25 protein-coding genes are annotated in these 26,406 nt (G+C 40.9%); 7 read left to right on the top strand and 18 right to left on the bottom strand.

Going from position 1 to position 26,406, the window contains the following annotated elements:
• Positions 1-58: 58 nt before the first annotated feature.
• The 9 genes from pyrF to gyrA form a co-directional block, all read right to left on the bottom strand.
• Complete coding sequence (gene pyrF / locus S4054249_RS09515) at positions 59-763, bottom strand: orotidine-5'-phosphate decarboxylase (RefSeq protein ID WP_046355320.1); 705 nt, start codon at positions 761-763, stop codon at positions 59-61.
• Between the two features lie 39 nt (positions 764-802).
• Positions 803-1,939 (bottom strand): lipopolysaccharide assembly protein LapB, encoded by a 1,137-nt coding sequence (locus tag S4054249_RS09510; protein ID WP_046355321.1) that lies wholly within the window; start codon positions 1,937-1,939, stop codon positions 803-805.
• A complete protein-coding gene (locus tag S4054249_RS26915) occupies positions 1,936-2,091 on the bottom strand; it encodes a LapA family protein (protein ID WP_230851914.1) in 156 nt (51 codons plus the stop codon). Before S4054249_RS26915 ends, S4054249_RS09510 begins: the two co-directional genes overlap by 4 nt.
• A 129-nt stretch (positions 2,092-2,220) precedes the next feature.
• A complete protein-coding gene (ihfB, locus tag S4054249_RS09500; protein ID WP_023401704.1) occupies positions 2,221-2,511 on the bottom strand; it encodes an integration host factor subunit beta in 291 nt (96 codons plus the stop codon).
• A gap of 60 nt (positions 2,512-2,571) precedes the next feature.
• Positions 2,572-4,239 carry a 30S ribosomal protein S1 gene (rpsA, locus tag S4054249_RS09495; RefSeq protein WP_046355323.1) on the bottom strand — a complete coding sequence of 556 codons (1,668 nt, stop codon included), beginning with the start codon at positions 4,237-4,239 and terminating at the stop codon, positions 2,572-2,574.
• A 95-nt stretch (positions 4,240-4,334) separates the two neighbouring features.
• Complete coding sequence (cmk, locus tag S4054249_RS09490) at positions 4,335-5,042, bottom strand: (d)CMP kinase (RefSeq protein WP_046355324.1); 708 nt, start codon at positions 5,040-5,042, stop codon at positions 4,335-4,337.
• A 158-nt stretch (positions 5,043-5,200) separates the two neighbouring features.
• Complete coding sequence (aroA, locus tag S4054249_RS09485; RefSeq protein ID WP_046355325.1) at positions 5,201-6,481, bottom strand: 3-phosphoshikimate 1-carboxyvinyltransferase; 1,281 nt, start codon at positions 6,479-6,481, stop codon at positions 5,201-5,203.
• Positions 6,481-7,563 (bottom strand): 3-phosphoserine/phosphohydroxythreonine transaminase, encoded by a 1,083-nt coding sequence (gene serC / locus S4054249_RS09480; RefSeq protein ID WP_046355326.1) that lies wholly within the window; start codon positions 7,561-7,563, stop codon positions 6,481-6,483. Before serC ends, aroA begins: the two co-directional genes overlap by 1 nt.
• 189 nt (positions 7,564-7,752) lie before the next feature.
• Complete coding sequence (gyrA, locus tag S4054249_RS09475) at positions 7,753-10,428, bottom strand: DNA gyrase subunit A (protein WP_046355327.1); 2,676 nt, start codon at positions 10,426-10,428, stop codon at positions 7,753-7,755.
• A gap of 181 nt (positions 10,429-10,609) precedes the next feature.
• On the opposite strand from gyrA, the gene ubiG reads away from it, so the two are divergent.
• The 3 genes from ubiG to nrdA all read left to right on the top strand — a co-directional run bounded on the left by ubiG (position 10,610) and on the right by nrdA (position 14,584).
• Complete coding sequence (gene ubiG, locus S4054249_RS09470) at positions 10,610-11,320, top strand: bifunctional 2-polyprenyl-6-hydroxyphenol methylase/3-demethylubiquinol 3-O-methyltransferase UbiG (protein ID WP_046355328.1); 711 nt, start codon at positions 10,610-10,612, stop codon at positions 11,318-11,320.
• Positions 11,317-11,964, top strand: coding sequence for an HAD family hydrolase (locus S4054249_RS09465; RefSeq protein WP_046355329.1), 648 nt, complete (start codon positions 11,317-11,319; stop codon positions 11,962-11,964). The genes ubiG and S4054249_RS09465 overlap by 4 nt, the downstream gene beginning before the upstream one ends.
• A gap of 334 nt (positions 11,965-12,298) precedes the next feature.
• A complete protein-coding gene (nrdA, locus tag S4054249_RS09460; protein ID WP_046355330.1) occupies positions 12,299-14,584 on the top strand; it encodes a class 1a ribonucleoside-diphosphate reductase subunit alpha in 2,286 nt (761 codons plus the stop codon).
• Positions 14,585-14,649: 65 nt separating this feature from the next.
• Here the strand turns inward: nrdA and S4054249_RS09455 are convergent, their stop codons facing one another.
• The 8 genes from S4054249_RS09455 to S4054249_RS26540 form a co-directional block, all read right to left on the bottom strand.
• Positions 14,650-15,462, bottom strand: a complete 813-nt coding sequence (locus S4054249_RS09455; RefSeq protein ID WP_046355331.1) for a PhzF family phenazine biosynthesis protein — start codon at positions 15,460-15,462, stop codon at positions 14,650-14,652.
• Between the two features lie 38 nt (positions 15,463-15,500).
• A complete protein-coding gene (locus S4054249_RS09450) occupies positions 15,501-16,502 on the bottom strand; it encodes an L-histidine N(alpha)-methyltransferase (RefSeq protein ID WP_046355332.1) in 1,002 nt (333 codons plus the stop codon).
• The gene (gene egtB / locus S4054249_RS09445) at positions 16,499-17,776 is read right to left on the bottom strand and encodes an ergothioneine biosynthesis protein EgtB (RefSeq protein WP_046355333.1); all 1,278 of its coding nucleotides are present in this window, start codon (positions 17,774-17,776) and stop codon (positions 16,499-16,501) included. The genes S4054249_RS09450 and egtB overlap by 4 nt, the downstream gene beginning before the upstream one ends.
• A 314-nt stretch (positions 17,777-18,090) precedes the next feature.
• Entirely contained in the window at positions 18,091-18,282 is a 192-nt protein-coding gene (locus S4054249_RS09440) for a hypothetical protein (protein WP_046355334.1), read from the bottom strand.
• A gap of 112 nt (positions 18,283-18,394) precedes the next feature.
• The gene (locus S4054249_RS09435; RefSeq protein ID WP_046355335.1) at positions 18,395-19,462 is read right to left on the bottom strand and encodes a DUF4331 family protein; all 1,068 of its coding nucleotides are present in this window, start codon (positions 19,460-19,462) and stop codon (positions 18,395-18,397) included.
• A 100-nt stretch (positions 19,463-19,562) separates the two neighbouring features.
• Complete coding sequence (locus tag S4054249_RS09430) at positions 19,563-20,027, bottom strand: DUF417 family protein (protein WP_046355336.1); 465 nt, start codon at positions 20,025-20,027, stop codon at positions 19,563-19,565.
• A gap of 485 nt (positions 20,028-20,512) precedes the next feature.
• Positions 20,513-20,848: a hypothetical protein gene (locus tag S4054249_RS09425; RefSeq protein WP_046355337.1), complete on the bottom strand. Its 336-nt coding sequence runs from the start codon at positions 20,846-20,848 to the stop codon at positions 20,513-20,515.
• Complete coding sequence (locus S4054249_RS26540) at positions 20,829-20,981, bottom strand: hypothetical protein (protein ID WP_155401362.1); 153 nt, start codon at positions 20,979-20,981, stop codon at positions 20,829-20,831. The genes S4054249_RS09425 and S4054249_RS26540 overlap by 20 nt, the downstream gene beginning before the upstream one ends.
• A 135-nt stretch (positions 20,982-21,116) precedes the next feature.
• Between S4054249_RS26540 and S4054249_RS09420 the strand changes: the two genes are divergently transcribed.
• On the top strand, positions 21,117-22,094 hold the full coding sequence (locus S4054249_RS09420; protein ID WP_046355338.1) for an AraC family transcriptional regulator: 978 nt from the start codon (positions 21,117-21,119) through the stop codon (positions 22,092-22,094).
• A gap of 254 nt (positions 22,095-22,348) precedes the next feature.
• Here the strand turns inward: S4054249_RS09420 and pssA are convergent, their stop codons facing one another.
• Positions 22,349-23,674, bottom strand: a complete 1,326-nt coding sequence (gene pssA, locus S4054249_RS09415) for a CDP-diacylglycerol--serine O-phosphatidyltransferase (RefSeq protein WP_046355339.1) — start codon at positions 23,672-23,674, stop codon at positions 22,349-22,351.
• Positions 23,675-23,929: 255 nt separating this feature from the next.
• Here pssA and trxB point away from each other — a divergent pair, with 255 nt between their 5' ends.
• The 3 genes from trxB (at position 23,930) to S4054249_RS09400 (ending at position 26,385) form a co-directional block, all read left to right on the top strand.
• Positions 23,930-24,880, top strand: a complete 951-nt coding sequence (trxB, locus tag S4054249_RS09410; RefSeq protein WP_039608983.1) for a thioredoxin-disulfide reductase — start codon at positions 23,930-23,932, stop codon at positions 24,878-24,880.
• A 91-nt stretch (positions 24,881-24,971) separates the two neighbouring features.
• Complete coding sequence (gene aat, locus S4054249_RS09405; protein ID WP_046355340.1) at positions 24,972-25,688, top strand: leucyl/phenylalanyl-tRNA--protein transferase; 717 nt, start codon at positions 24,972-24,974, stop codon at positions 25,686-25,688.
• Positions 25,681-26,385, top strand: coding sequence for an arginyltransferase (locus tag S4054249_RS09400; RefSeq protein WP_046355341.1), 705 nt, complete (start codon positions 25,681-25,683; stop codon positions 26,383-26,385). The genes aat and S4054249_RS09400 overlap by 8 nt, the downstream gene beginning before the upstream one ends.
• The last annotated feature ends 21 nt before the right edge of the window (positions 26,386-26,406 follow it).

Raw genomic sequence — 26,406 nt, 5'->3', positions numbered from 1 at the left:
CATTAAATAAAGCGGGAGAGGCTCGTTAGAGCCCAATCAGCTCTAACGAGTAAATATTTTAAGCGATACTCGCGTTGATATCTCTTAGTGCTTGTGCTGGATCTTCAGCTTTTGTAATTGGTCTACCAATCACTAAATAGTCACTGCCAGCTTGAATCGCTTTGGCTGGTGTCATGATACGCTTTTGATCACCTGCATCACTTCCCGCAGGTCTAATTCCCGGCGTGATCAGCTTAAAATCATTACCAAGCTGCACTTTCAATGTCTCAGCTTCTTGTGCCGAACATACAACACCATCTAAACCTGATTCTTTTGCTAGCTTTGCCAAGTAAAGTACTTGCTCTTGAGGCGTTTTATCAATGCCCAATTTACTAAGCTGTGCTTGGTCCATACTTGTCAAAACCGTTACGGCAATAAGCAAAGGTGCTTTGTCGCCATATTGACTTAACGCCTCTTTTGCTTTTGACATCATTTCTGTACCGCCGCTCGCGTGCACATTAACCATCCACACTCCCAATTCTGCTGCTGCAGTAACAGCTTTTGCAACCGTGTTTGGAATATCGTGAAATTTCAGGTCAAGGAATACGTCAAATCCTAGATCTACTAGCTTTTTAACAAACTGAGGGCCAAAGTAAGTAAACATCTCTTTACCCACTTTTAAACGACACTCATCTGGTGAAAGCTGAGACACAAATGCTAAAGCCGCACTCTCGTTGTCATAATCTAATGCAATTAGCACTTTCTTTTGTTCAATATTTGACATAATTACCTTAATTTTCTTTTAAAAGAATCACATACAATATCAGTATCCATCTAAGCCACGACTGGGTATAACAGACTCCCAAGTTTTACACGACGGACATAACCAGTATAGTTTATGACTTGTAAAGCCACATTTGTTACATTGATAATCCGGCTTAGTGGATATGTAAGATGTAACTAGATGATCAATCTCTTCTAACACATCTTGAATTTTTACATTTTTAGCACTCAACAACTGAAGTAAATAACTAAAACCTCGGATTGAAGGCTCCCTTTTCAAGCTATCAGTCAAAAAAACGATGGCCTCTGCCAACTTTCCTGATTCGACTAACCCCTGGCAGTGCTTTATTCTTATTGTCACACCTGCACTTGGCAGTAACTCTTCAACTAGCCCGTAAAATTCTGTGGTGATATTCAGTGCTTCATAACAGGATTGAAGCTCATTGATAATAAGCGGTGCAATTTGAGGGAATTCAGAAGTTAGCTTTCGCCAATAATAGATTGCTTTAACATTGTCTTGACGATCATGTGCGTCAAGCCCTAATTCGTATAAAGGCCTCACAGCTTGGTGATTGAGTTTTGTTGCTTTTTCAAAGTACTTGGTATCATTTGACTCAATTGCAACTTCACAGTAAAAGTTTGCAATCGCGGCACAACTCGCTTTATCAGCAAAAAGTTCAGAATATGCCTCATACATATTAACACCTTTTTGCCAATCTCTAGTTTGTGAATAAAGCTGGATCATTGGCTCTAGTGCCTCATCAAAACCCGCTTTGACAAGCACAACTAAATTAGATTCTGCCCCATCTAAAAGTCCTGCCATAATATAATCTTTCGCAAGCTCTAATCGACATGATTTTACCAGTTCAAAATCGAGATTAGGTTGTTCAATTAATAATTCATGAATTTTAATTGCCCTGTCCAACTCCCCTCGTTTTCTAAACAAAGTGGCCAGGGTCAGGTAATGCTCTACAGAGTCAGCAGAGACTTCTAGAAGTTGTATAAGGTGTTCGAGACCTTGATCTTCTTCCCTATCAAGCAGGAACTTAAGGCCTTTACTGTATTCTGATGTGATTTTTCTATTTTGCTCGTGTGCTAAATTTTTAGCACTGTTCTTACCCATTACATACCCATAGGCAGCGGCAACAGGAAGCAGCAAGAACAAAAGCTCGATCATGATTTGCTTTGATCTTTATTCAATAATAAGTTGTTCGTTTTATGTAACTGATGATTTTTCTGCTTCAGCCTTACTATTGAGGCTAAATTAAACAAAACTCCAAGTAGTATACCTGAAAACAGACATAAACTAAGGAGTGTCGCTAACGGCATTTCGGCACTTGCAACGATAAAGTTTACTTCCACAACATTCGGATTCTGTGTGCCTACTACAAACGCCACTAAAAGCAACACCAAAAGTAGTCCTTTTTTTAAAACTCGAACCAAATTAGGTATCTCCAATTACCCTTCGAGACTGGCGTTTACGCGATCTCTTAATTCTTTACCAGGCTTAAAGTGCGGTACATATTTACCATCTAACTCAACTGTTTCACCCGTTTTAGGATTACGACCAGTTCTAGGTGAGCGATAGTGCAGAGAGAAACTGCCAAAGCCACGGATTTCGATCCTATCAGAACCAGATAGTGAACCCGCCATTTGTTCTAAAACTTCTTTTACTGCATTTTCTACGTCTTTTACAGGAACATGTGCATGCTGTTCAGCAAGTTTTTCTATTAATTCAGACTTTGTCATAACGTTTCCTTTAAATAAAAAAAGAAGGGCTAAAGTGCCCTTCTTGATTAGACTTAAGAATTAGTCTTTTTGAGCATTTTTGAAAGCTGCTGCCATTGCATTTTCGAATGCTGGCTCTTCTTTCTTAAGCTTCTCTAGAGCTTCTTTCTCTTCAGCTTCGAAGATAGCTTTAACAGATAGGCTGATCGCACGGTTCTTACGGTCAACACCTACAAATTTAGCTTCAACTTCGTCACCTTCAGAAACAACAGAAGTTGCATCTTCTACGCGCTCTTGAGCGATGTCAGCTACACGGATGTAACCTTCAACACCTTCAGCAAGCTCAACAGTTGCGCCTTTAGCGTCAACTTCAGTCACTTTACCTTTAACAATAGCACCTTTTTTGTTTGCGTCTAGGTAGTTATTGAAAGGATCAGCTTCGATTTGCTTAACGCCTAGTGAGATACGCTCACGCTCTGGGTCAACCTGAAGAACGATTGCAGTGATCTCGTCGCCTTTCTTGTACTCACGTACAGCTTCTTCGCCTGGAGTGTTCCAAGAGATGTCAGAAAGGTGTACAAGACCGTCGATGCCGCCTTCAAGACCGATGAAGATACCGAAGTCAGTGATTGACTTGATCTTACCAGTAACTTGATCGCCTTTGTTCTGTAGACGAGCAAATTCCTGCCAAGGGTTAGCTTTACACTGCTTAAGACCAAGAGAAATACGACGACGCTCTTCGTCAATTTCAAGAACCATAACTTCAACAGTGTCACCTAATGAAACAACTTTTGAAGGGTGGATGTTCTTGTTAGTCCAATCCATTTCAGAAACGTGAACTAGACCTTCAACGCCTTCTTCGATCTCAACGAAACAACCGTAGTCTGTAAGGTTAGTAACGCGACCAGTAAGCTTAGCACCTTCTGGGTAACGACCAGCGATAGCTGCCCAAGGATCTTCGCCAAGTTGCTTAAGACCTAGAGAAACACGAGTCTTCTCTTTGTCAAACTTAAGTACTTTAACAGCGATTTCGTCACCAACATTTACGATTTCACTTGGGTGCTTAACGCGCTTCCAAGCCATGTCAGTGATGTGAAGTAGACCGTCAACACCACCAAGATCTACGAACGCACCGTAGTCTGTAAGGTTTTTAACGATACCTTTAACTTCTTGACCTTCAACAAGGTTAGCAAGAAGCTCTTCACGCTCTTGTGAGTTCTCAGATTCGATAACTGCACGACGAGAAACAACAACGTTGTTACGCTTCTGGTCAAGCTTGATTACTTTGAACTCAAGCTCTTTACCTTCAAGGTGAGCAGTGTCACGTACAGGACGAACATCAACAAGTGAACCAGGTAGGAAAGCACGGATTGAATCAACTTCAACAGTGAAACCGCCTTTAACTTTACCGTTGATCATACCGATAACAGTTTCTTGCTCTTCACATGCTTTCTCTAGACGGATCCAAGCTTCGTGACGCTTCGCTTTCTCACGAGAAAGGATAGTTTCACCGAAACCGTCTTCGATTGCATCTAGTGCTACATCTACTTCGTCGCCAACAGCAACTTCTAGTTCACCAGCAGCATTTTTGAATTGCTCTGCAGGGATTGCACTTTCAGACTTAAGGCCAGCATCAACAAGAACGATGTTGTTCTCGATTGAGATAACTGTACCTTTAACGATAGAGCCTTGCTCTGCTTCAAAACCCTTTAGGCTTTCTTCAAATAACTGCGCAAAATTTTCTGACATACTAAATACGTCTCATATATAAATGTACCAATAAGCGACCATGCTGCATGGGGTAGTTAAAAAAACACCGGCGGCCCTGCCAGTGATATGATTAATTAGCTAACTTTTGGAAGTTTGCCGGCCAACACTGCTTCATCAACAAGTTTAAGGACTTGCTGGTATACTTGGTCAGCATCTAAAGTCGTGGTATCAATATGAATAGCATCATCAGCCGGCACCAAAGGTGCAACTTTTCTATTCATATCTCGTTCATCACGGGCTTTAATGTCTTCTAAAAGGCCCTGTAGTGTAACATCATGACCTTTTTCCTTCAACTCATTAAAACGTCTCTTTGCACGCTCTTCAGCACTGGCCGTGAGATAAATTTTTAGCTCTGCTGATGGGAACACAACAGTCCCCATATCTCTTCCATCTGCGATAAGGCCATTTTCAGTTCTGAATGCACGCTGTCTGCGTAGAAGCGCCTCTCGAACCCGTGGAAGCATCGCTATTTTTGAAGCTGTGGCACCCACCTCTTCATTTCGAATAGTACTCGTGACATCTTCGCCTTCAAGCACTATCTTAGATTTTTTCGACGCACTATCAATCATAAACTGAACATCGAGATTAGCCGCTAAAGGTACTAGCGCCTCTTCGTTATCCAGAGCGATTTGATGATGTAACACTGCAATAGACAACACACGATAAATCGCTCCACTGTCTAATACATCCCAATTTAACTTCTCAGCCAACAAACGACACACAGTCCCTTTACCAGATCCGCTTGGGCCGTCTACGGTGATTACGGGCATTGCAGCCTGCATTAAAACCTCCTGAAATGCACACCTTATATAAATCGGCGCTCATTATACGCAAGTTTGATGAATAGATCCTTATCAACATGTAACTTTTTGTTCTATTGTCGAATTTGTATCTTAATTGGGTATGAGAGCGTGTAAAAAACACGCTCTTAGTTTAGCGTTTAGTGCTGTGAAATTGACGCTAATACGTCAAAATATGTTGGGAAGGTTTTTGCTGTACAACCTGGATCATTAATCGTGACTGATTCACCTCCAACTGCCACCATAGAGAAACACATTGCAATTCTATGGTCATTATAGGTGTCAATCTCAGCTCGTTTAAACTCTGCCGGCGCTTCAATTTCAATGAAGTCTTCGCCTTCGACGACGTTGGCACCAATTTTCCTAAGTTCTGTAGCCATTGCATACAAACGATCGGTTTCTTTAACTCGCCAATTATAAATATTACGAATCGCCGTTTTTCCTTTCGCAAACAAAGCAACGGTCGCAAGCGTCATCGCTGCATCGGGTATCTCATTTGCATCGATATCAACACCAACAAGATCTCCTTTAGTTACAACCAACTTCTCGTCAAACCATTCGATTTTGGCACCAACTTGCTCCATTACTTTTGCAAAGCCAATGTCACCTTGTACACTTGCTTTGCCTACGCCATTTATTTCTATCTCACCACCTGCGATTGCTGCAGCGGCAACGAAATAAGAAGCTGAAGAAGCATCACCTTCAACCATAATACTGTTCGGAGATGTATACCCTTGTTGGCCTTTAACATAAAAAACTTGATAGTTATCATGCTCCACAACCACACCAAACTGTTTCATAACACCTAAAGTAATATCAATATAAGGTTTTGAAACCAATTCACCTGAGATCTTGATTTCACTATTACCATCAAATAAAGGTGCAGCCATCAGGAGCGCTGTTAAAAACTGACTTGAAATACTGCCATCAATCTCAACAGTACCACCTTTGAGTTTCTTACCTGATATGTCAAGAGGCGGATAATGTTCGTTTTTTAGGTAAGTCACATCTGCGCCCAATACATCAAGTGCATCAACCAGGTGACCTATCGGACGTTCCTCCATTCGAGGCTCACCTGTCAACGTAAACTGGCCTTCTGTCGCAGCCAATACCGCAGTCAACGGACGAAAAGCAGTACCAGCATTACCTAAAAACAATGGCTGTGCAGGTGTTTTAAATTGACCGCCACTACCATAAACTTTAGCAACCGTTTTATCCTCATTTAAATCTACTTTAACGCCCATCACATCCAATGCACCTAACATATGACGAATGTCATCGCTATCAAGCAAATTGCGTACTTCAGTAACACCGTCACATAATGCTGCAAGTAAGAGAATACGGTTTGATAAGCTTTTTGAGCCCGGAAGCGTCACTGAGCCAGACACTTTTTTAATTGGTTTTAAAGATAACTGTTCCATCAGCTGTGCTCCGCTGCAAACTTTTTCATAAATACAATTAATGCTTCAATGCCCTCAATCGGCATTGCGTTATAGATACTTGCGCGCATGCCACCGACAAAACGATGACCCTCAAGCGCCATTAACCCGTTTTGTTCTGCTTGCTCAAGAAAGGTGTCATTAAGTGCGTCATCTTTAAGCCAAAACGGTACGTTCATTAATGAACGACAAGTGCTCGCTACTTTATTGTAATAAAAATCAGAGCCATCAATATAATCGTATAACAACGCCGCTTTTTCTTTATTGTGCTTTTCCATTGCAGGCACGCCACCAATTGACTCTAGGTATTTAAATACCTCCGCAGCTAAGTACCAAGCGTATGTTGGTGGTGTGTTGTACATGCTGTTTTGCTTTGCTTCGATTGCGTAATCTAAAATTGCAGGGCGCGGTAACCCTTCTCTTTCTAATAAAGACTTACGAACAATTGCAATGCTCAAACCTGACGGGCCGATATTCTTTTGTGCGCCAGCATATATTAAATCAAAATCATCGACATTAATTTCACGGGATAAAATCATTGAAGACATATCCGCAACGATTGGCGCTGTTGGATGCTTTGGCACATCAAAAATTTCAATGCCATCTATGGTTTCATTCGGGCAGTAATGGACGAAAGATGCATTTTCAGGTAGTGACCAATCTGAAACCGGTAAAATATCAAATTGACCCTCTTTGTCCGTACGAATATCAACAGATTCAACCTGCGTAAACTTTGCGCCTTCTTTCGTTGCGCCAATTGACCAAATACCATTCTCAACATACACACCTGGTGCATCATCCAAATGTAAGTTTAAAGGCACCGCTGAGAAATGACCTCTGCCGCCACCGTGCATAAATAGCACTTCAAATTCATCAGAGATATTCATCAACCTTCTTAAGCTAGCTTCACATTCTTCAGCCAACTTAAGAAACGGCTTGGAGCGGTGGCTTATTTCCATTACAGATACGCCTAAACCTTGCCAGTTGATAAACTCTGCTTGCGCTTTCTCCATTACAGCAGGGGGCAACATCGCTGGGCCTGCACAAAAGTTATAAACAGTCATATTTTCCTCATTCCAAATAAAACGTGCCGCCAAGCAGCAAAGGGTTGCTTATACAACGCGACACGGAAATAAACTTTCAGTCTATGAATTTACATCAAATACAGGGTCAGATGAAACAAAATTCTGGGTCAAATTATTTAATTTGGTTGAATTTTTTTAATAAAAAAGCGGCCTAAGCCGCTTTTTTATTTATTCAGAATCTTGTTCTGGTTCACTCGGTGGTGTTTCTTCACCTTGAGCGTCATCCACAACAGCATCTTCAATATCATCTACTTCAATTTCTTCGATACGCTGAAGCCCGACAACTTGCTCATCTTCTATTGTACGGATCAATATAACACCTTGCGTGTTACGTCCTACTGTAGAGACTTCATTTACGCGTGTTCTAACCAAAGTACCTCGGTTAGAGATAAGCATAATTTCATTGTTGTCTTCAACCTGAACTGCACCAACTACGTTACCGTTACGCTCAGTTACCTTAATTGATACAACCCCTTGAGTCGCTCGGCTCTTGGCTGGGTATTCATCCAACGGCGTACGCTTACCATAGCCATTTTCTGTTACCGTTAAGATAGCACCGTCGTTTTTAGGCACAATCAATGAAACAACTTTTACGCCATCTGGCATCTTAATACCACGGACACCCGTTGCAGTACGACCCATCGGACGTAATGCCAACATCTCTTCGCCTGTTTCAGGGTCAAGTTTCACTTCACCTGTTTCTGAGTCACGCAGTTTCTCATTAAAGCGAACGACTTTACCGTGGTCAGTAAATAACATGATGTCATTACTACCATCAGTGATATCAGCACCAATTAGGTTATCACCTTCGTTCAAGTTGATTGCGATAATACCGCTTGCACGCTGACGACTGTATGCAGTCAGTGGTGTTTTCTTAACTGTACCATTGGCTGTTGCCATTAAGACGTATTTGTCTTCTTCATATTCGCGAACTGGTAAAATCGTTGTGATACGCTCATCTTCTTCAAGAGGCAATAAGTTAACAATTGGCTTACCACGTGCTTGTCTTGATGCCAGTGGTAATTGATATACTTTCAACCAGTACAATCTACCCGCTGTCGAGAAACAAAGTATTGTGTCGTGTGTATTAGCAACAAGTAGACGCTCGATGAAATCTTCGTCTTTCATTCTCGTTGCTGCTTTACCTTTACCACCACGGCGCTGTGCTTCGTAGTCAGATAGAGGTTGATACTTCACGTAACCTTCATGAGATAGTGTTACAACAACATCTTCTTCGTTAATAAGGTCTTCAAGGCTGATGTCATGTGCTGCGGCAGTGATTTCCGTGCGACGCTCATCACCATATACTTCTTTGATTTCAACCAACTCATCACGGATAACTTCCATCAAACGCTCAGGTGATGAAAGAATGTGTAGTAGCTCAGCAATTACGTCTAATAGTTCTTGGTATTCACCTAAGATCTTCTCATGCTCTAAGCCTGTCAGCTTATGAAGACGTAAATCAAGAATTGCCTGTGCTTGTTGTTCAGAAAGGTAATATTGACCATCTCTAATACCAAGCTCATCTGCTAACCAGTCAGGTCTCGCAACATTTTGCTCGCCTGCGCGCTCAAGCATAGGTGCAACAGAACCAAGCTCCCATGCACGCGCGGTTAATGCCGCTTTCGCTTCAGATGGTGTTGGTGACTTACGAATTAGCTCAATAATTGGGTCGATGTTTGCCAGTGCAATAGCAAGACCTTCTAGCGTATGTGCTCTGTCTCTTGCCTTACGTAAGTCGTAAACTGTACGACGTGTGACCACTTCGCGACGGTGAATAACAAACGCTTCTAGCATTTCTTTTAAGTTGAAACACTTAGGTTGATTGTTATCAAGTGCAACCATGTTCATACCAAACACGGTTTGTAGCTGTGTCTGAGCATACAGATTGTTAAGAACAACCTCGCCTACTTCACCACGCTTAATTTCAATAACAATACGCATACCGTCTTTGTCAGATTCATCGCGTAATGCACTGATACCTTCCACTTTCTTATCTTTTACTAGTTCAGCAATTTTTTCGATAAGACGCGCTTTGTTAACCTGATAAGGGATCTCGTGGACAATAATCGTTTCTTTGCCCGTTTTCTCGTCAGTCTCAATCTCTGCACGAGCACGGATATAAACTTTACCACGACCAGTTTTATAGGCTTGTTCGATGCCTTTTTTACCACTGATGATTGCCGCAGTCGGGAAATCAGGGCCTGGAATATATTCCATTAGCTCTTCAATGGTGATGTCAGGGTTTTGAATAATTGCCAAGCAACCATTGATCACTTCAGTTAGGTTATGTGGCGGGATGTTTGTCGCCATACCAACTGCGATACCTGAAGAGCCATTCACTAATAAGTTTGGCACTTTCGTAGGTAGTACGTCAGGGATCTGCTCTGTGCCATCATAGTTAGGTACGTAGTCGACCGTTTCTTTGTCAAGATCAGCAAGAAGCTCATGAGACATCTTTGCCATACGTACTTCGGTATAACGCATTGCCGCTGCGGAGTCACCATCGACAGAACCGAAGTTACCTTGGCCATCAACAAGCATATAACGTAGAGAGAATGGCTGAGCCATACGTACGATTGTATCGTATACTGCACTATCACCATGAGGGTGGTATTTACCGATGACGTCACCGACTACACGAGCTGATTTTTTATAAGGTTTGTTCCAGTCATTTCGTAGCTCGTTCATTGCGAAAAGTACGCGACGGTGAACTGGCTTCAGTCCGTCACGTACGTCTGGCAATGCACGCCCTACGATTACGCTCATGGCGTAATCAAGGTATGAATTTTTCAATTCATCTTCAATATTGACCGGGAGGATTTCATTGGCGAGATCAGTCATTTGATACCACTTTCCTTCAGAGTCTTGCCCTTTTGTGTCACACTAATAGCAACAAAGGGTTAAGTTATTATTTATTCGGCTGCCGATAGTAACACAGGTAAATTCAATTTGCAGTCGTAAAATGTCTGGTATTTTTATAAATAGCCAATACAATGCGCCCAGATAAACGAGGAAGCTTTTTATGACCGAACATCAAAATGTAGACCACCAAGAAATCGCAAAATTCGAAGAAATAGCCGAAAGATGGTGGGATACAGAGGGAGAATTTAAACCGCTACATGACATCAACCCATTAAGGTTGGACTTCATCAACGACAAAAGTGCCGGATTATTCTCGAAGAAAGTACTTGATGTTGGATGTGGTGGCGGGATCCTAACTGAAAGTATGGCTAAGCTTGGCGCAGAAGCGACAGGCATTGATATGGGCCAAGAACCTTTAAATGTCGCTAAATTGCACAGCCTTGAAAGCGGTGTCAGCGTAGATTATCAAAAAATACCCGCTGAAGTTTTCGCTGATGAGCATCCTGAGCAGTTTGACGTAGTTACTTGCATGGAAATGTTAGAGCATGTGCCAGACCCTGCAGCAATCATCGCCGCTGTCGCAAAAGCAGCAAAGCCCGGAGCCAGCGTATTTTTTTCTACTTTAAACAAAACACATAAAGCTTATTTATTAGCTGTGGTCGCAGCGGAAAAACTTTTAAAAATGGTGCCTGAGGGCACACATGATCACAACAAATTCATCCGCCCTTCAACTTTAATTAGTTGGGCCGAGCAACATGGACTAAAAGTACGTGCCGCTGCGGGAATTAGTTATAACCCATTCACTAAAACGTTTACCCTGACAGATGACGTAAGTGTAAATTACCTACTCCACTTCGAGAAACTAGCATGATCCAAGCCGTTTTATTTGATTTAGACGGCACTTTACTTGATACCAGCGATGATTTGGGTGCCGCGTTGAACCATGTTCTTACAGAGCATGAATTACCCACACTTTCGAAAAGTGAATATAGCCCCGCCATTTCTAATGGCGTCAAAGCCCTGCTTGAAGTTGGGTTTAAAGATAAGCTAGTCAACTATGACTTAGCGACCTTGAGGCAACAAGTTTTAGACTTTTATGAAAGTAATATTGCTATCCACAGTCATTGCTTTGACGGCATTGACAAACTATTGCAGTATTTACATCAAAATGGCATCGCCGTGGGAATAGTCACCAACAAACCTGAGTTTTTGACCTTTCCCCTTTTAAAGCATATAGAAACGTTGAGAAATATAGAAGTTGTCATCTGTGGTGACACGCTCGAGGTTGCTAAACCTCACCCTGCTCCACTATTGTTAGCCGCTGAAAAGCTCGGGGCCAATGTATCTCAAACAATCTATGTAGGCGATGCAGAACGTGATATCGCAGCCGCTAAAGCGGCAAATATGAGATCAGTAGCTGCATTGTGGGGCTTTATACCTTCTTTAGAAGTGGCTCGGTCATGGCAGGCTGACCTAAACTTAAAACACCCGACAGATATAATTTCGCACATATAGTGAAGAATTATAATTTGAGACACTACATATTGTGTCTTACACTTAGTTGGGTAAAGAATTGAACATAAAAAAATCATTCAGTTTTTTTGCAAAAAAAAGGCAAAAATTAGTGAGCTTAAGTTGATTTTTTTACGCACACAGATTCCGTGGATAGCAGAAGGTTAGTAAATACTAACACATGTAATTTATCCCAATGTTATCCACAATTTGAGTGAAGTTGTTCTCTTGCAAAATAATATCAACCACACTATCTTGTGATGCACTTTCAAATAGGCACCATATCTAGTGGTGATTTCCTAGCCAATATAAGAATTTGGGAATACGGGCATAGCTTATGAACCAACAATTATCTGTCAGTAAAAGAAACGGTCGTAAAGAGCCGCTTGATTTAGATAAAATCCATCGTGTTATTACTTGGGCTGCGGAAGGCCTAGATAACGTTTCAGTTTCTCAAGTTGAATTGAAGTCTCATATCCAGTTTTACGATGGGATCCGTACTGAAGATATCCATGAAACAATCATAAAAGCAGCTGCTGATCTAATCTCTAAAGATACGCCTGATTATCAATATCTTGCAGCGCGTTTAGCAGTGTTTCATTTAAGAAAAAAAGCATACGGTCAATTTGAGCCACCACATCTATATGACCACGTCGCAAAACTTGTTGACGACAAGCGCTACGACGAACACCTATTGAAAGATTACACTCGTGAAGAATTCAACGAGTTGAATGACTACATTGACCATAGTCGTGACATGACTTTTAGCTACGCTGCGGTAAAACAGCTAGAAGGGAAATATTTAGTACAAAACCGTGTTTCTGGCGAAATTTATGAAAGCGCGCAGTTTTTGTACATACTAGTAGCCGCTAGCCTATTCTCAGATTATGAAAAAGACACGCGTTTAGACTACATTAAACGTTTCTACGACGCCGTGTCACAGTTTAAAATCTCACTACCAACGCCTATTATGGCAGGTGTTCGTACACCGACGCGTCAGTTTAGTTCATGTGTACTAATTGAGTGTGATGATAGCTTAGATTCAATCAACGCCTCTTCTTCTGCTATTGTTAAATATGTGAGCCAACGCGCTGGGATCGGAGTAAATGCAGGTCGCATTCGTGCACTTGGTAGCCCTATCCGTAACGGTGAAGCATTCCATACTGGTTGTATTCCATTCTACAAGCACTTCCAAACAGCAGTTAAAAGCTGTTCACAAGGCGGTGTGCGTGGTGGAGCGGCCACTTTATTCTATCCGCTTTGGCACTTAGAAGTTGAAAACCTACTGGTGCTAAAAAATAACCGTGGTGTTGAAGAGAACCGTGTTCGTCACTTGGACTACGGTGTTCAGTTCAATAAAACGATGTATGCGCGTTTACTAAAAGATGATTACATCACGCTATTCAGCCCTTCGGATACTCCGGGACTATACGATGCGTTCTTTGAAGACCAAGAACGTTTCGAAGAGCTCTATTTAAAGTATGAGCAAGATGAGTCAATTCGTAAAAAGCGCATCAAAGCAATTGAGCTATTTTCAATGTTTGCTCAGGAACGTGCAAGCACGGGTCGTATTTACCTACAAAACGTTGATCACTGTAATACACACAGTCCATTTGACTCGAAAGTTGCCCCTATCCGTCAATCTAACTTATGTTTAGAAATTGCGCTGCCAACTAAACCGTTGAACAACGTCAATGACGCTGAAGGTGAAATTGCACTATGTACACTATCTGCATTCAACTTAGGTGCGATTGAAGATTTATCTGAGCTTGAAGAGCTGGCAGAGCTTGCAGTTCGTGCACTTGATAACCTACTAGACTTCCAAGACTACCCTGTTCCAGCAGCACACACTGCAACAATGGGACGTCGTACTCTGGGTATAGGTGTCATCAACTTTGCTTACTACCTAGCTAAAAATGGTAAGAGATATTCAGACGGCAGTGCAAACGGCTTAACGCATAAAACGTTTGAAGCAATTCAATACTACTTGATGAAAGCGTCTAACGAACTTGCAAAAGAGCGCGGTGCATGTCCTAAGTTTAATGAGACAACATACTCTCAAGGCATTATGCCGATCGATACTTATAAAAAAGACATCGATGCAATCTGTGACGAGCCACTTCACCTTGACTGGGACGCGCTAAGAGCAAGTGTTCAAGAGCATGGCATGAGAAACTCAACGTTATCAGCGCTAATGCCTTCTGAAACATCATCGCAGATCTCAAACGCGACAAATGGTATTGAACCGCCTCGCGGGCATATCAGTGTTAAAGCAAGTAAAGACGGTATCCTAAAGCAAGTTGTGCCTGAGTATGAGAAACTTAAAGATCAGTACGAACTACTATGGGACATCCCTTCTAACGATGGTTATTTAGGCCTAGTTGGTATCATGCAGAAGTTTGTCGACCAAACAATCTCTGCAAATACAAACTATGACCCAACTAAGTTTGAAGGCGGTAAAGTACCAATGAAGCTGTTGCTAAAAGACTTATTAACAGCATACAAGCTTGGTGTTAAGACACTTTACTATCATAACACCCGTGATGGTGCTGCTGATGCACAAGACGAGTTGAAGCCTGAGCCTGAAGATGATGGCTGTGAAGGCGGCGCTTGTAAGATTTAATAAGCATTTAAATTAAAAAGCCCAGCTAATAGCTGGGCTTTTTAGTACAAGCATACTCTACCAATTTATAATCCTTGCTTAATGACTTTTGCCTTCACGCAAACTTGCTGCGCTTTTTTATAAATCTGATAAAACGCACCGCTTAAGGAAAGCTGATAGCAATTAAACAATGTGTTTACTGGTAACTGCCAAAAAGACGCCAATAAAGGAGCAGCTGATCCTGTTGCTCGGTCTTCTTTGCTGCCATATTGAGGAGCAAAATATCTAAAATAAAGGCTGTTAGTTTGCAAACCATCAGCTGTGGTGACCAGCAAAGCCCTACGAGTATATTTGCTATATTCCTCGGCTATAAAGTCAAAGTCGATCAGACTGTACTTATTTACGACTTGTGCAACAAAATACCCATCACTGTGCTCTGTTTGCTTAACAGTACTTAGGGATTGATTAAATATCGGTGATATTTCACAAAATGTCGTGGTGGTTTCAAGTGTTGTTTGAGACAAGTACATCTCATAAAGATTTTCATCTTCACTGAACACACGTATTGTCCGGCTTGAAGACTTAAAAGTGATTGCTTGGGGCTCAGCGAGAGAATCGCAGGTCATTATTACATCAGCGGCGGCAAGCGTGGCATGGCCACAAAATTGAATTTCACCATATGGCGAAAACCATTTGATACCATAGACCCCATCATCATAGTAAACAATAAAAGCAGTGGCAGCTATATTGTTATTGATAGCAATGCGATGAAGGTGTTGTGTGTTACAAAACTCACTGATGTCCTCGCATATGACCACAAATGCGAGATTACCAATGTAATTACCCGAGCAAAACACTCGCCGAACACCGCACATTCTCATATCAAGTTGCCCACGCATACATCATATCTATGCTATCTAAACTTGGTCATAAAAAGTTATTGGCGCGCTTCTTTCACTACTTGCCACAAAGAGTCTACAAAATACGCATTGCTATCAGTAAAATGCTTGACCACTGTAAAACCAGTTTGTTGAGAGAGCTGACTTATATCTTTCTTTGAGAATTTATACGAATACTCTAGGTGTATCGCTTCATATGCATCAAATTGAAAAGCTCGTTGCAGTGCCGAAATATAAACCTCTTGCTTTTCAGTCGACAGTACATAGCTTTCCATAGCACCCAATACGGGATTATAAACACCAAAATGCTGAAACTTATCCAGCTTGAAATTTCCACCTAGCTCAGTGTTGATACGATTCAACAGGTTAAGATTAAACTGAGCAGTTAACCCATCGGCATCATTATAAGCGGCAGTAAGCTTCTGCACATCTTTTTTTAAATCATAGCCAATAAACACATAATCAGAAGCCTCGAGGCTGGCCCAAAGTTTTCGAAGAAAACCAAGACTTTGCTCCCGATTAAAGTTACCTATGTTAGAACCCAAAAATAGAACTAGCTGCTTGTTTTTAGATTGTCCCCTTACCAGTTTCAGGCCATCAAAATACTCCGCTATCACACCATGAATAGTTAAATTATCATTCGGCACTATATTTTCTTGTAACATGAACATGGCTTTTTCTGAGATATCGATTGGGTAAAAGTTGACTTTACAGCCACTTTGTAAAAAGCCATCAATAATTAACTGACTTTTATGTCCATCCCCAACACCTAGTTCAATAATGTCAATTTCTTGCTCATCAATCACACCAGCTAACTGATTTTTGATATTGGAAATGATTTCAACTTCTTTTGTGGTTAAATAATAGTCTTGATGCCGAGTAATTTTTTGGAAAATTTCACTACCGGTATCATCGTAAAAGTACTTTGCAGATAAATGCTTCCGAGTCGCACTCAACCCAGTCAGTACATCAATTGCAAACTGATCATCATGTGATACTTCTCCACCGGAGGTTCGGGTTAAAAGTCTAAAATGTGTCATTCAATATCCTTAGCTAGTCTGATGCCAGAAAACATCCAGCGCTGATGTGGTTGATAAAAATTTCGATAACTATGGCGATAATGATCACTGGGTGTAGCCACACATCCACCTTTCAAAACAAACTGGTTGCACATGAACTTACCATTGTATTCGTTTAGCATCCCCTGATATGGCTTGTAACCGGGGTAGCCCGAATAGTGGCTTTTCGTCCAACACCAAACCTGGCCAAAATGCGCGTCACTCGCTACAGGATGGTACATACTTGTCTTATTGTCGCTTCGCTTCTTACTATCAGGTGTCACCGTACAAGCAGAGCTAGCTGATAAATAAATCTCTAATTCTTGCTCTATGGGTAGTCTTACGCCTTTCCAACTGGCAAACGCGTCGGCTTCAAAATAGCTAACATGTGTGACAGGAAGATTGAGGTCTAACGGCATCAAACCATGTAGTGTAAACTCAAACCATTCCTTGCCTATCTTTTTCCAGTACAAAGGATGAGCAATTTTCTTGTCGGTTAACCACTCCCACCCCAGACTCAGCCAAAACTCTGCTCGGTCATATCCACCATCTTGAATAAACGCCAAATATTCGCCATTTGTGATTGTGTTTTCACTAATAGCAAAAGCATAGTTATAGATCTTGTGTCTTGGTTTTTCATTATCATAAGCAAACCCACTATCAATAGCACCGACTTCATAAACGCCTTCGTCAAACGTACACCATTGTGCTTTTTCTAGCGTTAATATGGTGTCTAACGCCTGATCGCAATAAACAGGGGAAAGAGGATTACAGCCTAATATATATTTGATATCCATAAGCAACAGCTCTTGATGTTGCTGTTCGTGATGTAACCCGATTTCTAATAAAGATAGTACCGATTCGTCCACGTTAGCTAAGGATAAAAAGTCCACAACTTGCTTATCTACATAGCTTCGGTAATCAATGACCTCATCAACCGTTGGTCTTGACAGGTCACCCCGTTGGCTTTGCAACCAATGTTCGCCAGCTGATTTATAGTATGAATTAAATAGCATGCGATACCCTTGGTGAAATCTTGTGTAATCAGCCATGTGTTTTACTAAGATAACTTCTTCAAAAAACCACGTCGTATGACCTAAATGCCACTTCGGCGGGCTAACATCAGCAATAGGTTGAACTGTATAATCTTCAACTTGTAAGTTTGCGCATAAGGCCGTTGAATATGCTCTGATCCTAAGGTATTTATTAATTAAATGTGTAATTTTTACTTTCTCAATTGGTTGCCGTCGATTCATAAACTACCTGATTGAAATGTCTATCCTGTGTCAGAAGCCTATTTATCACTGTATCTAACAAACAGACCACGATATTATCTCAGCGTAATACAATGTTAACCCAATGTTTCAATTTAGCTAATTTATTTCAATTTCATATAAAAAAACCTTTAATACCCAACTTAGACCATACATTGGCATCGTAACCTCACCAACATCAGCTTACTTAAGGCAGTATCCCTTTGTGCCTTTCAAATATGCATGTCTCAAACACTTCTATTTATGTCTAAGTGTATTTTTTATTCTGGGATTTACCTTGTAATCAATCTAAACATTTAAAATTGATAGCGCTCAGAGATACGTATCGCTCTCAACTTAATTAAATGACGATGAATATCCTCAACAGACGCGGTTTCATGGTCCAATTGGAACTCATAATGATGGGCAGTGTCGTGATTAAGACAGTCTGTGATATTTAACATAATTTCCAAGCCGCCACTGATTTTCATCAAAGTTAAGTCCAGCATGTAAGGCATACCTAACAGTGTCTTGAATATACTATCCAAAAAGGGACGGATGTATTGTGGTGTTTCTCAACTATGGGAAACACCATGGTCGGGCTAAATAATAAAGAAGGTATTACCGTACTGGTACGACATATGGAAACTTAACAGGGTGTCGATTAAAGGTATTTGCATAATCAGTGACCTTACGCCCAACCAGTAAGCTTAGCACTGCGTCCATGCCGTCGTCATTGGGTTTACGTCCATTGACTTTGGGGTAGCCATACTCAGCACTGCTACCCACCTTGTAAGAAATCATATCAGGTAACAATTGCGCTGCAACTGAGTCCGCATATTCGACAGGGTTAGACAATTTCCCATCAAGAGCGACAGCCCTTAACACCATCCCAGATATCGCATACCTTCGTGACATATCACTATCAGGGCGGTGTTGAATATGCTCATTCACTTCCATTTTGTTATTTGCCAAAAACATATGTGTCACAAGCGGGTTTGCCACTCGATTCACTTGTACCCACTGGTCAACATTGTACATCGCACTACTGGCATACACGTTAATATTTTTAGGCAACATGTCGTTTGGCACTTCAACTAAAATGATGCTGCTATTAAAGTCTTTAAATAAGTCAACCCCATTATTGAACTGAGACAAATCAAGTTTCCCTTTGCCAATCAGAGTTGTTAAAAACCCGACAATGCCTTCGGAATTTCCAACAAATGGATCTCGTGCTGCACCGCTCCATACCTTTACGTCATTCTTAAATTTGACGGTTTTGCCTATTTTAGCCTTACCAAATATCTTACCTTTTGTACCAACAGCTTGATTCGCGCCATCTACGAGCCCAAAAACCAATTGTTCACCTTCTACATGTGCTGTAATCGTTATTCCACCATTTCGAAAGAATTTATCATTGGCAATATGAAAGCTGTAAACACCTTTGTCTCCAAAAGCAGCACTGCCTTGGGTGGTTGGATTCACATCCATCATAAATGCAGTGTAACCACGGCGCTCTGAGTCAAATACAAACATATCAGTCAGATCAAATTCAGGGTGCTCCTGAGCCAACTTACTTTCAAAGTGATGACTGGCAACTGCTGGCACTGTACTTACACTCGCACCGATAGCAAAAACAAACGCTGCTATCGTAGACTTATTGGCTGATATTTTAAGCAATTTAATCATGGCGGTCTCCTATAAACCGAGTTGCTATTAAAAAGTAGGTGTCGAGTTTGATTTCTTGCTCTATCCCCCTCACTTTTTGCCTTTGAGCTATTTAGTTAACTCAGCTGCGAGCACGTAAACGCGCAAAGCCGCTGGTTAGCACCAATATTGAAATGCCTAATAAAGCAAAGTCCTTGATTAAAAACTGCCCTAGAAAATTTAAAAATGGGAAACCTCCCTCTTTGTCTTCCCAGATTGGCAGCACAAGTAAAGTGCTCACAGTCACTAAAAAAGTCATGGCACCCATTACTCCACCAATAATTCCCGCACGCGCAGACCACACAGACATAATCAATAAAGTGGCAGTAATAATTTCAATCATCCCAATGAAATACGATGCCCCTGCAAAACCAAATACGGCATACAACCAAGTTAACCAAGGGGTGCCATTAATGATGGGTTTTAATGCTTCAACTTCCGTGGGGGTAAATTTAAGTGCGCCAATCAGAAGTAATGGTAGGACAACCCCAAACAGTGCAGTACCTTGCCCAACCTTGTACGTAGAATTAATCGAATGAGTAAACAAAAGCAGCCTCCTTAATAAATTTGTGAGCTATGTGATCTCGATACCGTATCCAGATGCCAAGCAAAAATAGCGACTGTTATCGTGTTTTATGCTTTAACTACTTTCACATCCGCAGCAGTTTATGTGTTGCTGGCAATCAATCTATTAACGGCTTGGGATAAATTATTAATCACCTCACTCGGATGAACCATGACCAAAAAAACCAACTTTATGTCAGTTCGTACAAAAAAAGCTGAGGCAAGCGCTTTTTTGGAGTGTTCTCCAACAACCTATAAGAAATAAAAGGTAGATAGTTCTAGATTTAGACCTATGAGGTACACCTATCTCAATGTATTTTTAGGCCAAGTAATGAAGCGGTTTGAATTGTTGAAGTGAAAAGGCTGCCAGTTGCAATAATTATAAAATAACTTGCGATTGTAAAAATGAAACGCGGGCTAATATCACCCGCAATATATCCCCAGAAAACCGGAACAGTACCTATATTACTAGCTAAAAATCTGCTTACGTGTTTTATATAAGCCTACTGCCATCAAAGTGCAAAACAACCAAGGCATAACAAACATTGGCGCACCGGTTTCAAAATAAAACTGAGTCACGCTATAAACGTCGTTAAACCCCTCCCACACAAGCATAAATAAAAGGTAGTACCAAGCCCATTTTTGACCCTTTTTAAGTGCAAATTTTGAAATAAGAACAATTGGTACTGCCGCCGATACGATATTGACACTTGCCAGCATCGCTAAAAGTGCCACAAATGGACCCGCTTGCGGATCTACAGCAGCAAGCTGAGAAAAACTAAAGTCATAACCTATGAATAACAAATGTCCATAGCGACATATCGTTAGAAATAGAGATATTGGAAGTCAATAACATAAATAGTCCCGCCATCAAAGGTATTAACCCAGCGTACATTGCCCACTTCCAACCTGTTACTTCATTCTTTGTTTCATTCATAGTGACACGCTCCATTTAAATAAACGATAAAGTCAGCAATTTTACTGTTTCGTCTTGTACAAACTATGATGTTTAGTGCAGCATATATGTCAAATCGTACTTTTTTGGTTCATATTGACCAATAGGAGTAAACCCGTGTTTAATCACCTTTCATCGCTATCGAGCGCCCAAATACCTAATGCTGGAAACAGCTTAATTGGGGGAGATGCATTATCTGATATCTTAAATGCGCTTCGCCTTCAAGCTAGCAGCTATTTTTGCACCGACTTTTCAACACCTTGGGGAATAAAAGAGCAAGAAACAGACTATGGTACTTTTCACTTCGTAGTTCGAGGCAGTGCTTGGTTAAACATGCTTGATTCAAAGCATGCTACCTACCTCTCTACCGGAGATATTGTTGCATTTCCAACAGGTGCGGCCCACCAAATTGGCGATCAACCAAATGGAGTCTGTATATCGGGAGACGAACTTTTAACACAAATACAAAACGACGAAAACCCGTTTTCAGAGGGTGAAAGCATAACGACATTATTGTGCGGATACTTCAAATATCAGCAACACGTCCAGCTGCCAATATTAAGAGATATGCCCAGCTTTTTGCATATAAAAACAAATGAAGAACCGTCATTGCTGTGGTTAAACAACCTAGCCAATATGCTGGCCCATGAATCCCGCTCTACATTGCCTGGCGGCACCGTCATTGTTGATCGCCTCACCGAGGTACTTGTCATTCAATTGCTACGATGGCATGTCAATACACAACATTCTGGTACGGGGTACTTTCGGGCACTTGCAGATACACGACTTAGTCTTGCTTTGAGCCTGATCCACAAACAACCAGCCCAGGCGTGGACAGTTGAGCGCATGGCACATTCCGTCGGTATGTCTCGTTCTGCGTTTGCAAATCTATTTCATGAAATCATCGGTATGACGCCACTGTCCTATCTCAGTCAGTGGCGAATGCATATCGCCCAAGACCTACTCAAAGAAGGAAAAGAATCGATGATAAGCGTTGCAGAGCAAGTTGGTTACCGCTCAGAGGCTTCATTTAGCAAAGCCTTCAAAAAAATAATTGGCATCAGTCCGGGTCAATTAAGGCGACAAAAAAAGTAACTTGGTTCATCAGACGTGCAAGTAGACACTTTTAAATTAGGGTTTTGCCATTAGGCCTAAGCATTAATATGCAATATAATGTCGGAAAACAATCACAACTGTCAAAATCAGGGGGCTCTAGGGTTATCATTAGCATTAAACTGCTGAGAAAAATGCCCAAAACAAAGTACTTAAATCAAGCCTATGAAATTAGTGTTACATATTAAAAGCGACTAACAGAACTTAGTCGCCCTATTCAAACTGTGACAGCGAATTTAAATAAACTTTTTAATGATAAAGTCGACTTTGACACGTTTAGCCTGCCCTAATATTTTTTGCACCGGTGCTGGGTAATCTTGTAATGTTTCAAGATCATCTGCTCCACTCAGTTTTCTACAATGAGATAGAATCGAGTTTTTCTCATCATCTATGAATGACTTCAATGCGTGCTCTCTATCTTCTATCAAAATGCCATTTTCAATATCGAGACCCCAAGCTCTTGGGTTTAAATTGTGGCCAGTCATCAAGTGAACTTGATTATCTTGATTAATACCTTTTAAATGAAATGAGTTATCGCCGTCTTTCCATAGATACACATTTAGTAAACCTTGTTCTATATATCTTTTTTGCGACTTCAAGAACTTATGTAAAATACGCTCATAAAGATAAGGGAGCGCACCAATCCGACTAAACGGCTTATCTGGTGAAATATAAAAGTCATTTGCGGTCTTGTCGCCAACGACAATGGTGATCGACTTACCTTGCTTCAGCAAACGACGTAAAGAGCGCAATAAAGGGGCTGGGAAGTTGAAATAAGGCGTATATAAAATCAATTCCTGTTCAGTGGTATCAAATATCGTCTTAATCAATCTATTAAGTTTATTTGTTCTTCGGCCAAAACCTAAAAAAGCCCTCACATTTAGACCATTAGATTCATCAGCTTTAGACATATCATAATTAGCCTTTTTGAGTGAGCGCATTAATTTCTTTTGCGCCAACTTAATTTCACTAAATGGCTTTAAAGGCCTTTTGTCAATCCTTGGAACAGCCTCGGAATTTAACAAGTGCTTCTCAATAAACGTCATAAAGCTATTTGCTAACTTCGCATTTTCTAAAACAAAGTAACGATCAAGGCGATACCGTTCTTCTTGATGCAGGTATACATCATTGATACTTGCTCCGCTGTAAAGAACCGTATCATCAATCACAAACCCCTTGAGATGAAGTACACCGAATAGTTCTTTGGCTTTGACTGGCACGCCATACACTTCAACATTTGAATTGAATTGCGCCAAATAATCACAATATAAGCGTGCATTACCTTCAGATTTTGCCTCACCAATTAAGCCTCGCTGGGCTCTGTGAAAATCGACCAGTATTTTGATTTCTAAATTTGGGTTGTTCAGCGACGCATTATGCAACGCAGACAATACACCTTGACCTGCTGTGTCATCTTGTAAGTACAGTGCTGCGATATAAATTCGCTTCTTTGCCTGACCAATCAAAGACAAAAGTTCACTGTGATAATGTTTAGCGTCTGTTAAGACTTTACAGCTGCTCGCTTCTAAAGCAAAGCCAGGGTTGTCCTGCCAAAATGCCATATATACCTTTAAGTCTTGGGCTACTGAGAATTTAGTAGCAAAAAAAATTCCTTAAAACATAACAAAAAAAAATAGAAAGGTCATGAAGATCCGACAATTTAAGCTCCATTGGCTTACTTTTCCATCAAGTACACTAAATTTGACAAGTTCACGATTTCTAAAATTGCTTTATTTGATTTTTATTTTACTTCTGGGTTGATTTACTTAGAATCGGCATCATTGTAATGCTAATACTAAATTTTAGGATAGAAATTCATGAGTGATAAGCACTGTAAACTATTGATCCTTGGATCAGGCCCTGCTGGTTACACTGCCGCTGTTTATGCAGCACGTGCAAATTTAAACCCTGTTTTAATCACAGGTATGCAACAAGGCGGTCAGCTGACAACAACAACAGAAGTAGAAAACTGGCCTGGTGATGCACATGGTTTAACTGGCCCTGCTCTTATGGAGCGTATGAAAGAGCATGCAGAGCGTTTTGAAACAGAGATTATCTTCGATCACATCAATAAAGTTGATGTTACTAAACGTCCATTTACCCTTACAGGCGACCAAGGCACTTATACTTGTGATGCATTAATCATCGCAACAGGTGCATCTGCAAAATACCTAGGTCTAGAGTCTGAAACAAACTTCCAAGGTCGTGGTGTTTCGGCTTGTGCAACTTGTGATGGATTCTTCTACAGAGGACAAAAAGTTGCTGTAGTTGGTGGTGGTAACACTGCTGTTGAAGAAGCGTTATACCTTTCTAACATTGCAGACGAAGTACATGTTGTTCACCGTAGAGATAGCTTCCGTAGTGAAAAAATCCTATCTGACCGCCTATTAGAGAAAGCGAAAAACGGCAATGTTGTTCTTCACTTTGACCGCACTTTAGACGAAGTACTTGGCGATGACATGGGTGTAACAGGTATTCGTATCAAAGATACAAACTCTGATGCAACTGAAGACCTAGACCTAGCAGGTGTATTTATCGCTATCGGTCACAAGCCAAACACTGACATGTTTGAAGGTCAACTTGAAATGAAAGACGGCTACTTAGTTGTAGAGTCAGGTCTAAACGGAAACGCAACGCAAACCAGCGTAGAAGGTGTTTTCGCTGCAGGCGATGTTTCTGACCACATTTACCGCCAAGCTATTACATCCGCTGGCACAGGCTGTATGGCTGCACTGGATGCTGAGCGTTATTTAGACAACCTTAAATAATGCTAAAGCACGCCATAATTCGTGGCGTGCTTTACACTTCAATTTGCTAAACTTGGTTTAGCTAAAGTCTGACACGAAACTAAAGTCTGATATGACACAACAGTTGTTCCACTTATCACTGACAGATTACATATTCCCGCCCTGCCACTATGCATTAAAAGAACCCGATGGCTTGTTAGCTATTGGTGGATGCTTAAACACCCTAAGATTAAGAAAAGCCTATCAGCTTGGTATATTTCCTTGGTTTAATGAACGAGAACCCATCATGTGGTGGTCTCCAAGCGAACGCGGAATCATTGAGTTTGACGACTTCCATATTGGTCGCACACTGAGAAAAGCAAAAAATAGACTGAATCCAAAAGTTACAGTAAACAAAGTGTTTGAACAAGTTATCACTCAATGTAGAGAGCAAAGACTCCATGAAGAAGGTACTTGGATCAACAAAAATATGTTGAAAGCATACTGTCAAGCCCACAGAGAAGGCTTTGCCCATAGCTTAGAAGTCTGGGTCGATGGCGAGTTAGTTGGTGGACTTTACGGTATCATGGTTTCAGGTGTATTTTGCGGCGAATCCATGTTTCACAATCAACCCAATGCATCAAAGTTGGCAATGTGGGCATTGGTAAATTGGCTTAAAAAACATAATGCTCATTTTATAGATTGCCAATTGGATAACCCCTATTTAAGTTCAATGGGAGCAAAAGTCATTCCCAGAGAGGAATTTTTGACTAAACTAAAAGAAGCAAGTGGATATCACCCTGTACAAACCATGTGGCAACCACAAGACATAGGGGCAATATATGACTGAACACTTTCCTTCTAAAATAGGCCTCAGTCAACAATTTGATTGCAGCTACTTACCGAATAGAAAAGAGCAGCTATTAGTAATATTGGACAGTGAATGTTACACAGCACCTCGGTTTGAAGCGTTATTATCATTAGGTTTTAGACGCAGTGGTGACCAAATATATCGCCCACACTGTCCACTCTGTAGTGCTTGCCAGTCGATACGTGTTTTAGCCAAGCAATATACTCCCTCAAAATCACAAAAGCGTAAATTTAACAAAATCCGCGACGACTTCAGTGTAAAAGTTAGTTTTGAGGAAAAAGATAATTATTTTCCGCTTTACGAAAAGTATATTAATTTAAGGCACAGTGACGGCACGATGTACCCACCCAATAGGTTGCAGTACGAAAGTTTCTTATTTTGTCGCTGGATGCCGATCTCATTTATCGAACTTTGGCACAAAAACACACTCGTTGCTGTTGCAGTAACTGACACTATGCCGAATGCATTATCCGCAATTTACACATTCTTCGACCCCGACTTTGAGCACTTAAGTTTGGGTACAATTATGATAATGGCCCAAATTGAGCTCGCCAGCTCAGAAGAAAAAGACTTTGTTTATTTAGGTTATCAAATAGACGAATGTAAAAAAATGCGCTACAAAAAGCAGTTTTCACCAGCTCAACAGCTTAAAGAAGATACATGGATAAATATTTAAGTTACTAATTTAAGCTCTTAC

The organism is Pseudoalteromonas luteoviolacea (assembly GCF_001750165.1).
Classification (GTDB): Bacteria; Pseudomonadota; Gammaproteobacteria; order Enterobacterales; family Alteromonadaceae; genus Pseudoalteromonas; species Pseudoalteromonas luteoviolacea_G.
The sequence above is the reverse complement of the archived record's forward strand: the minus strand, read 5'-3'. Positions and strand labels throughout refer to the sequence as shown.

What these genes read in the sequence shown, in the direction of transcription:
- pyrF (WP_046355320.1), bottom strand. Translation starts at nt 763, where the DNA reads ATGTCAAATATTGAACAAAAGAAAGTGCTAATTGCATTAGATTATGAC.
- S4054249_RS09510 (WP_046355321.1), bottom strand. Translation starts at nt 1,939, where the DNA reads ATGATCGAGCTTTTGTTCTTGCTGCTTCCTGTTGCCGCTGCCTATGGG.
- S4054249_RS26915 (WP_230851914.1), bottom strand. Translation starts at nt 2,091, where the DNA reads ATGCCGTTAGCGACACTCCTTAGTTTATGTCTGTTTTCAGGTATACTA.
- ihfB (WP_023401704.1), bottom strand. Translation starts at nt 2,511, where the DNA reads ATGACAAAGTCTGAATTAATAGAAAAACTTGCTGAACAGCATGCACAT.
- rpsA (WP_046355323.1), bottom strand. Translation starts at nt 4,239, where the DNA reads ATGTCAGAAAATTTTGCGCAGTTATTTGAAGAAAGCCTAAAGGGTTTT.
- cmk (WP_046355324.1), bottom strand. Translation starts at nt 5,042, where the DNA reads ATGCAGGCTGCAATGCCCGTAATCACCGTAGACGGCCCAAGCGGATCT.
- aroA (WP_046355325.1), bottom strand. Translation starts at nt 6,481, where the DNA reads ATGGAACAGTTATCTTTAAAACCAATTAAAAAAGTGTCTGGCTCAGTG.
- serC (WP_046355326.1), bottom strand. Translation starts at nt 7,563, where the DNA reads ATGACTGTTTATAACTTTTGTGCAGGCCCAGCGATGTTGCCCCCTGCT.
- gyrA (WP_046355327.1), bottom strand. Translation starts at nt 10,428, where the DNA reads ATGACTGATCTCGCCAATGAAATCCTCCCGGTCAATATTGAAGATGAA.
- ubiG (WP_046355328.1), top strand. Translation starts at nt 10,610, where the DNA reads ATGACCGAACATCAAAATGTAGACCACCAAGAAATCGCAAAATTCGAA.
- S4054249_RS09465 (WP_046355329.1), top strand. Translation starts at nt 11,317, where the DNA reads ATGATCCAAGCCGTTTTATTTGATTTAGACGGCACTTTACTTGATACC.
- nrdA (WP_046355330.1), top strand. Translation starts at nt 12,299, where the DNA reads ATGAACCAACAATTATCTGTCAGTAAAAGAAACGGTCGTAAAGAGCCG.
- S4054249_RS09455 (WP_046355331.1), bottom strand. Translation starts at nt 15,462, where the DNA reads ATGCGTGGGCAACTTGATATGAGAATGTGCGGTGTTCGGCGAGTGTTT.
- S4054249_RS09450 (WP_046355332.1), bottom strand. Translation starts at nt 16,502, where the DNA reads ATGACACATTTTAGACTTTTAACCCGAACCTCCGGTGGAGAAGTATCA.
- egtB (WP_046355333.1), bottom strand. Translation starts at nt 17,776, where the DNA reads ATGAATCGACGGCAACCAATTGAGAAAGTAAAAATTACACATTTAATT.
- S4054249_RS09440 (WP_046355334.1), bottom strand. Translation starts at nt 18,282, where the DNA reads ATGCTGGACTTAACTTTGATGAAAATCAGTGGCGGCTTGGAAATTATG.
- S4054249_RS09435 (WP_046355335.1), bottom strand. Translation starts at nt 19,462, where the DNA reads ATGATTAAATTGCTTAAAATATCAGCCAATAAGTCTACGATAGCAGCG.
- S4054249_RS26540 (WP_155401362.1), bottom strand. Translation starts at nt 20,981, where the DNA reads ATGAATGAAACAAAGAATGAAGTAACAGGTTGGAAGTGGGCAATGTAC.
- pssA (WP_046355339.1), bottom strand. Translation starts at nt 23,674, where the DNA reads ATGGCATTTTGGCAGGACAACCCTGGCTTTGCTTTAGAAGCGAGCAGC.
- trxB (WP_039608983.1), top strand. Translation starts at nt 23,930, where the DNA reads ATGAGTGATAAGCACTGTAAACTATTGATCCTTGGATCAGGCCCTGCT.
- aat (WP_046355340.1), top strand. Translation starts at nt 24,972, where the DNA reads ATGACACAACAGTTGTTCCACTTATCACTGACAGATTACATATTCCCG.
- S4054249_RS09400 (WP_046355341.1), top strand. Translation starts at nt 25,681, where the DNA reads ATGACTGAACACTTTCCTTCTAAAATAGGCCTCAGTCAACAATTTGAT.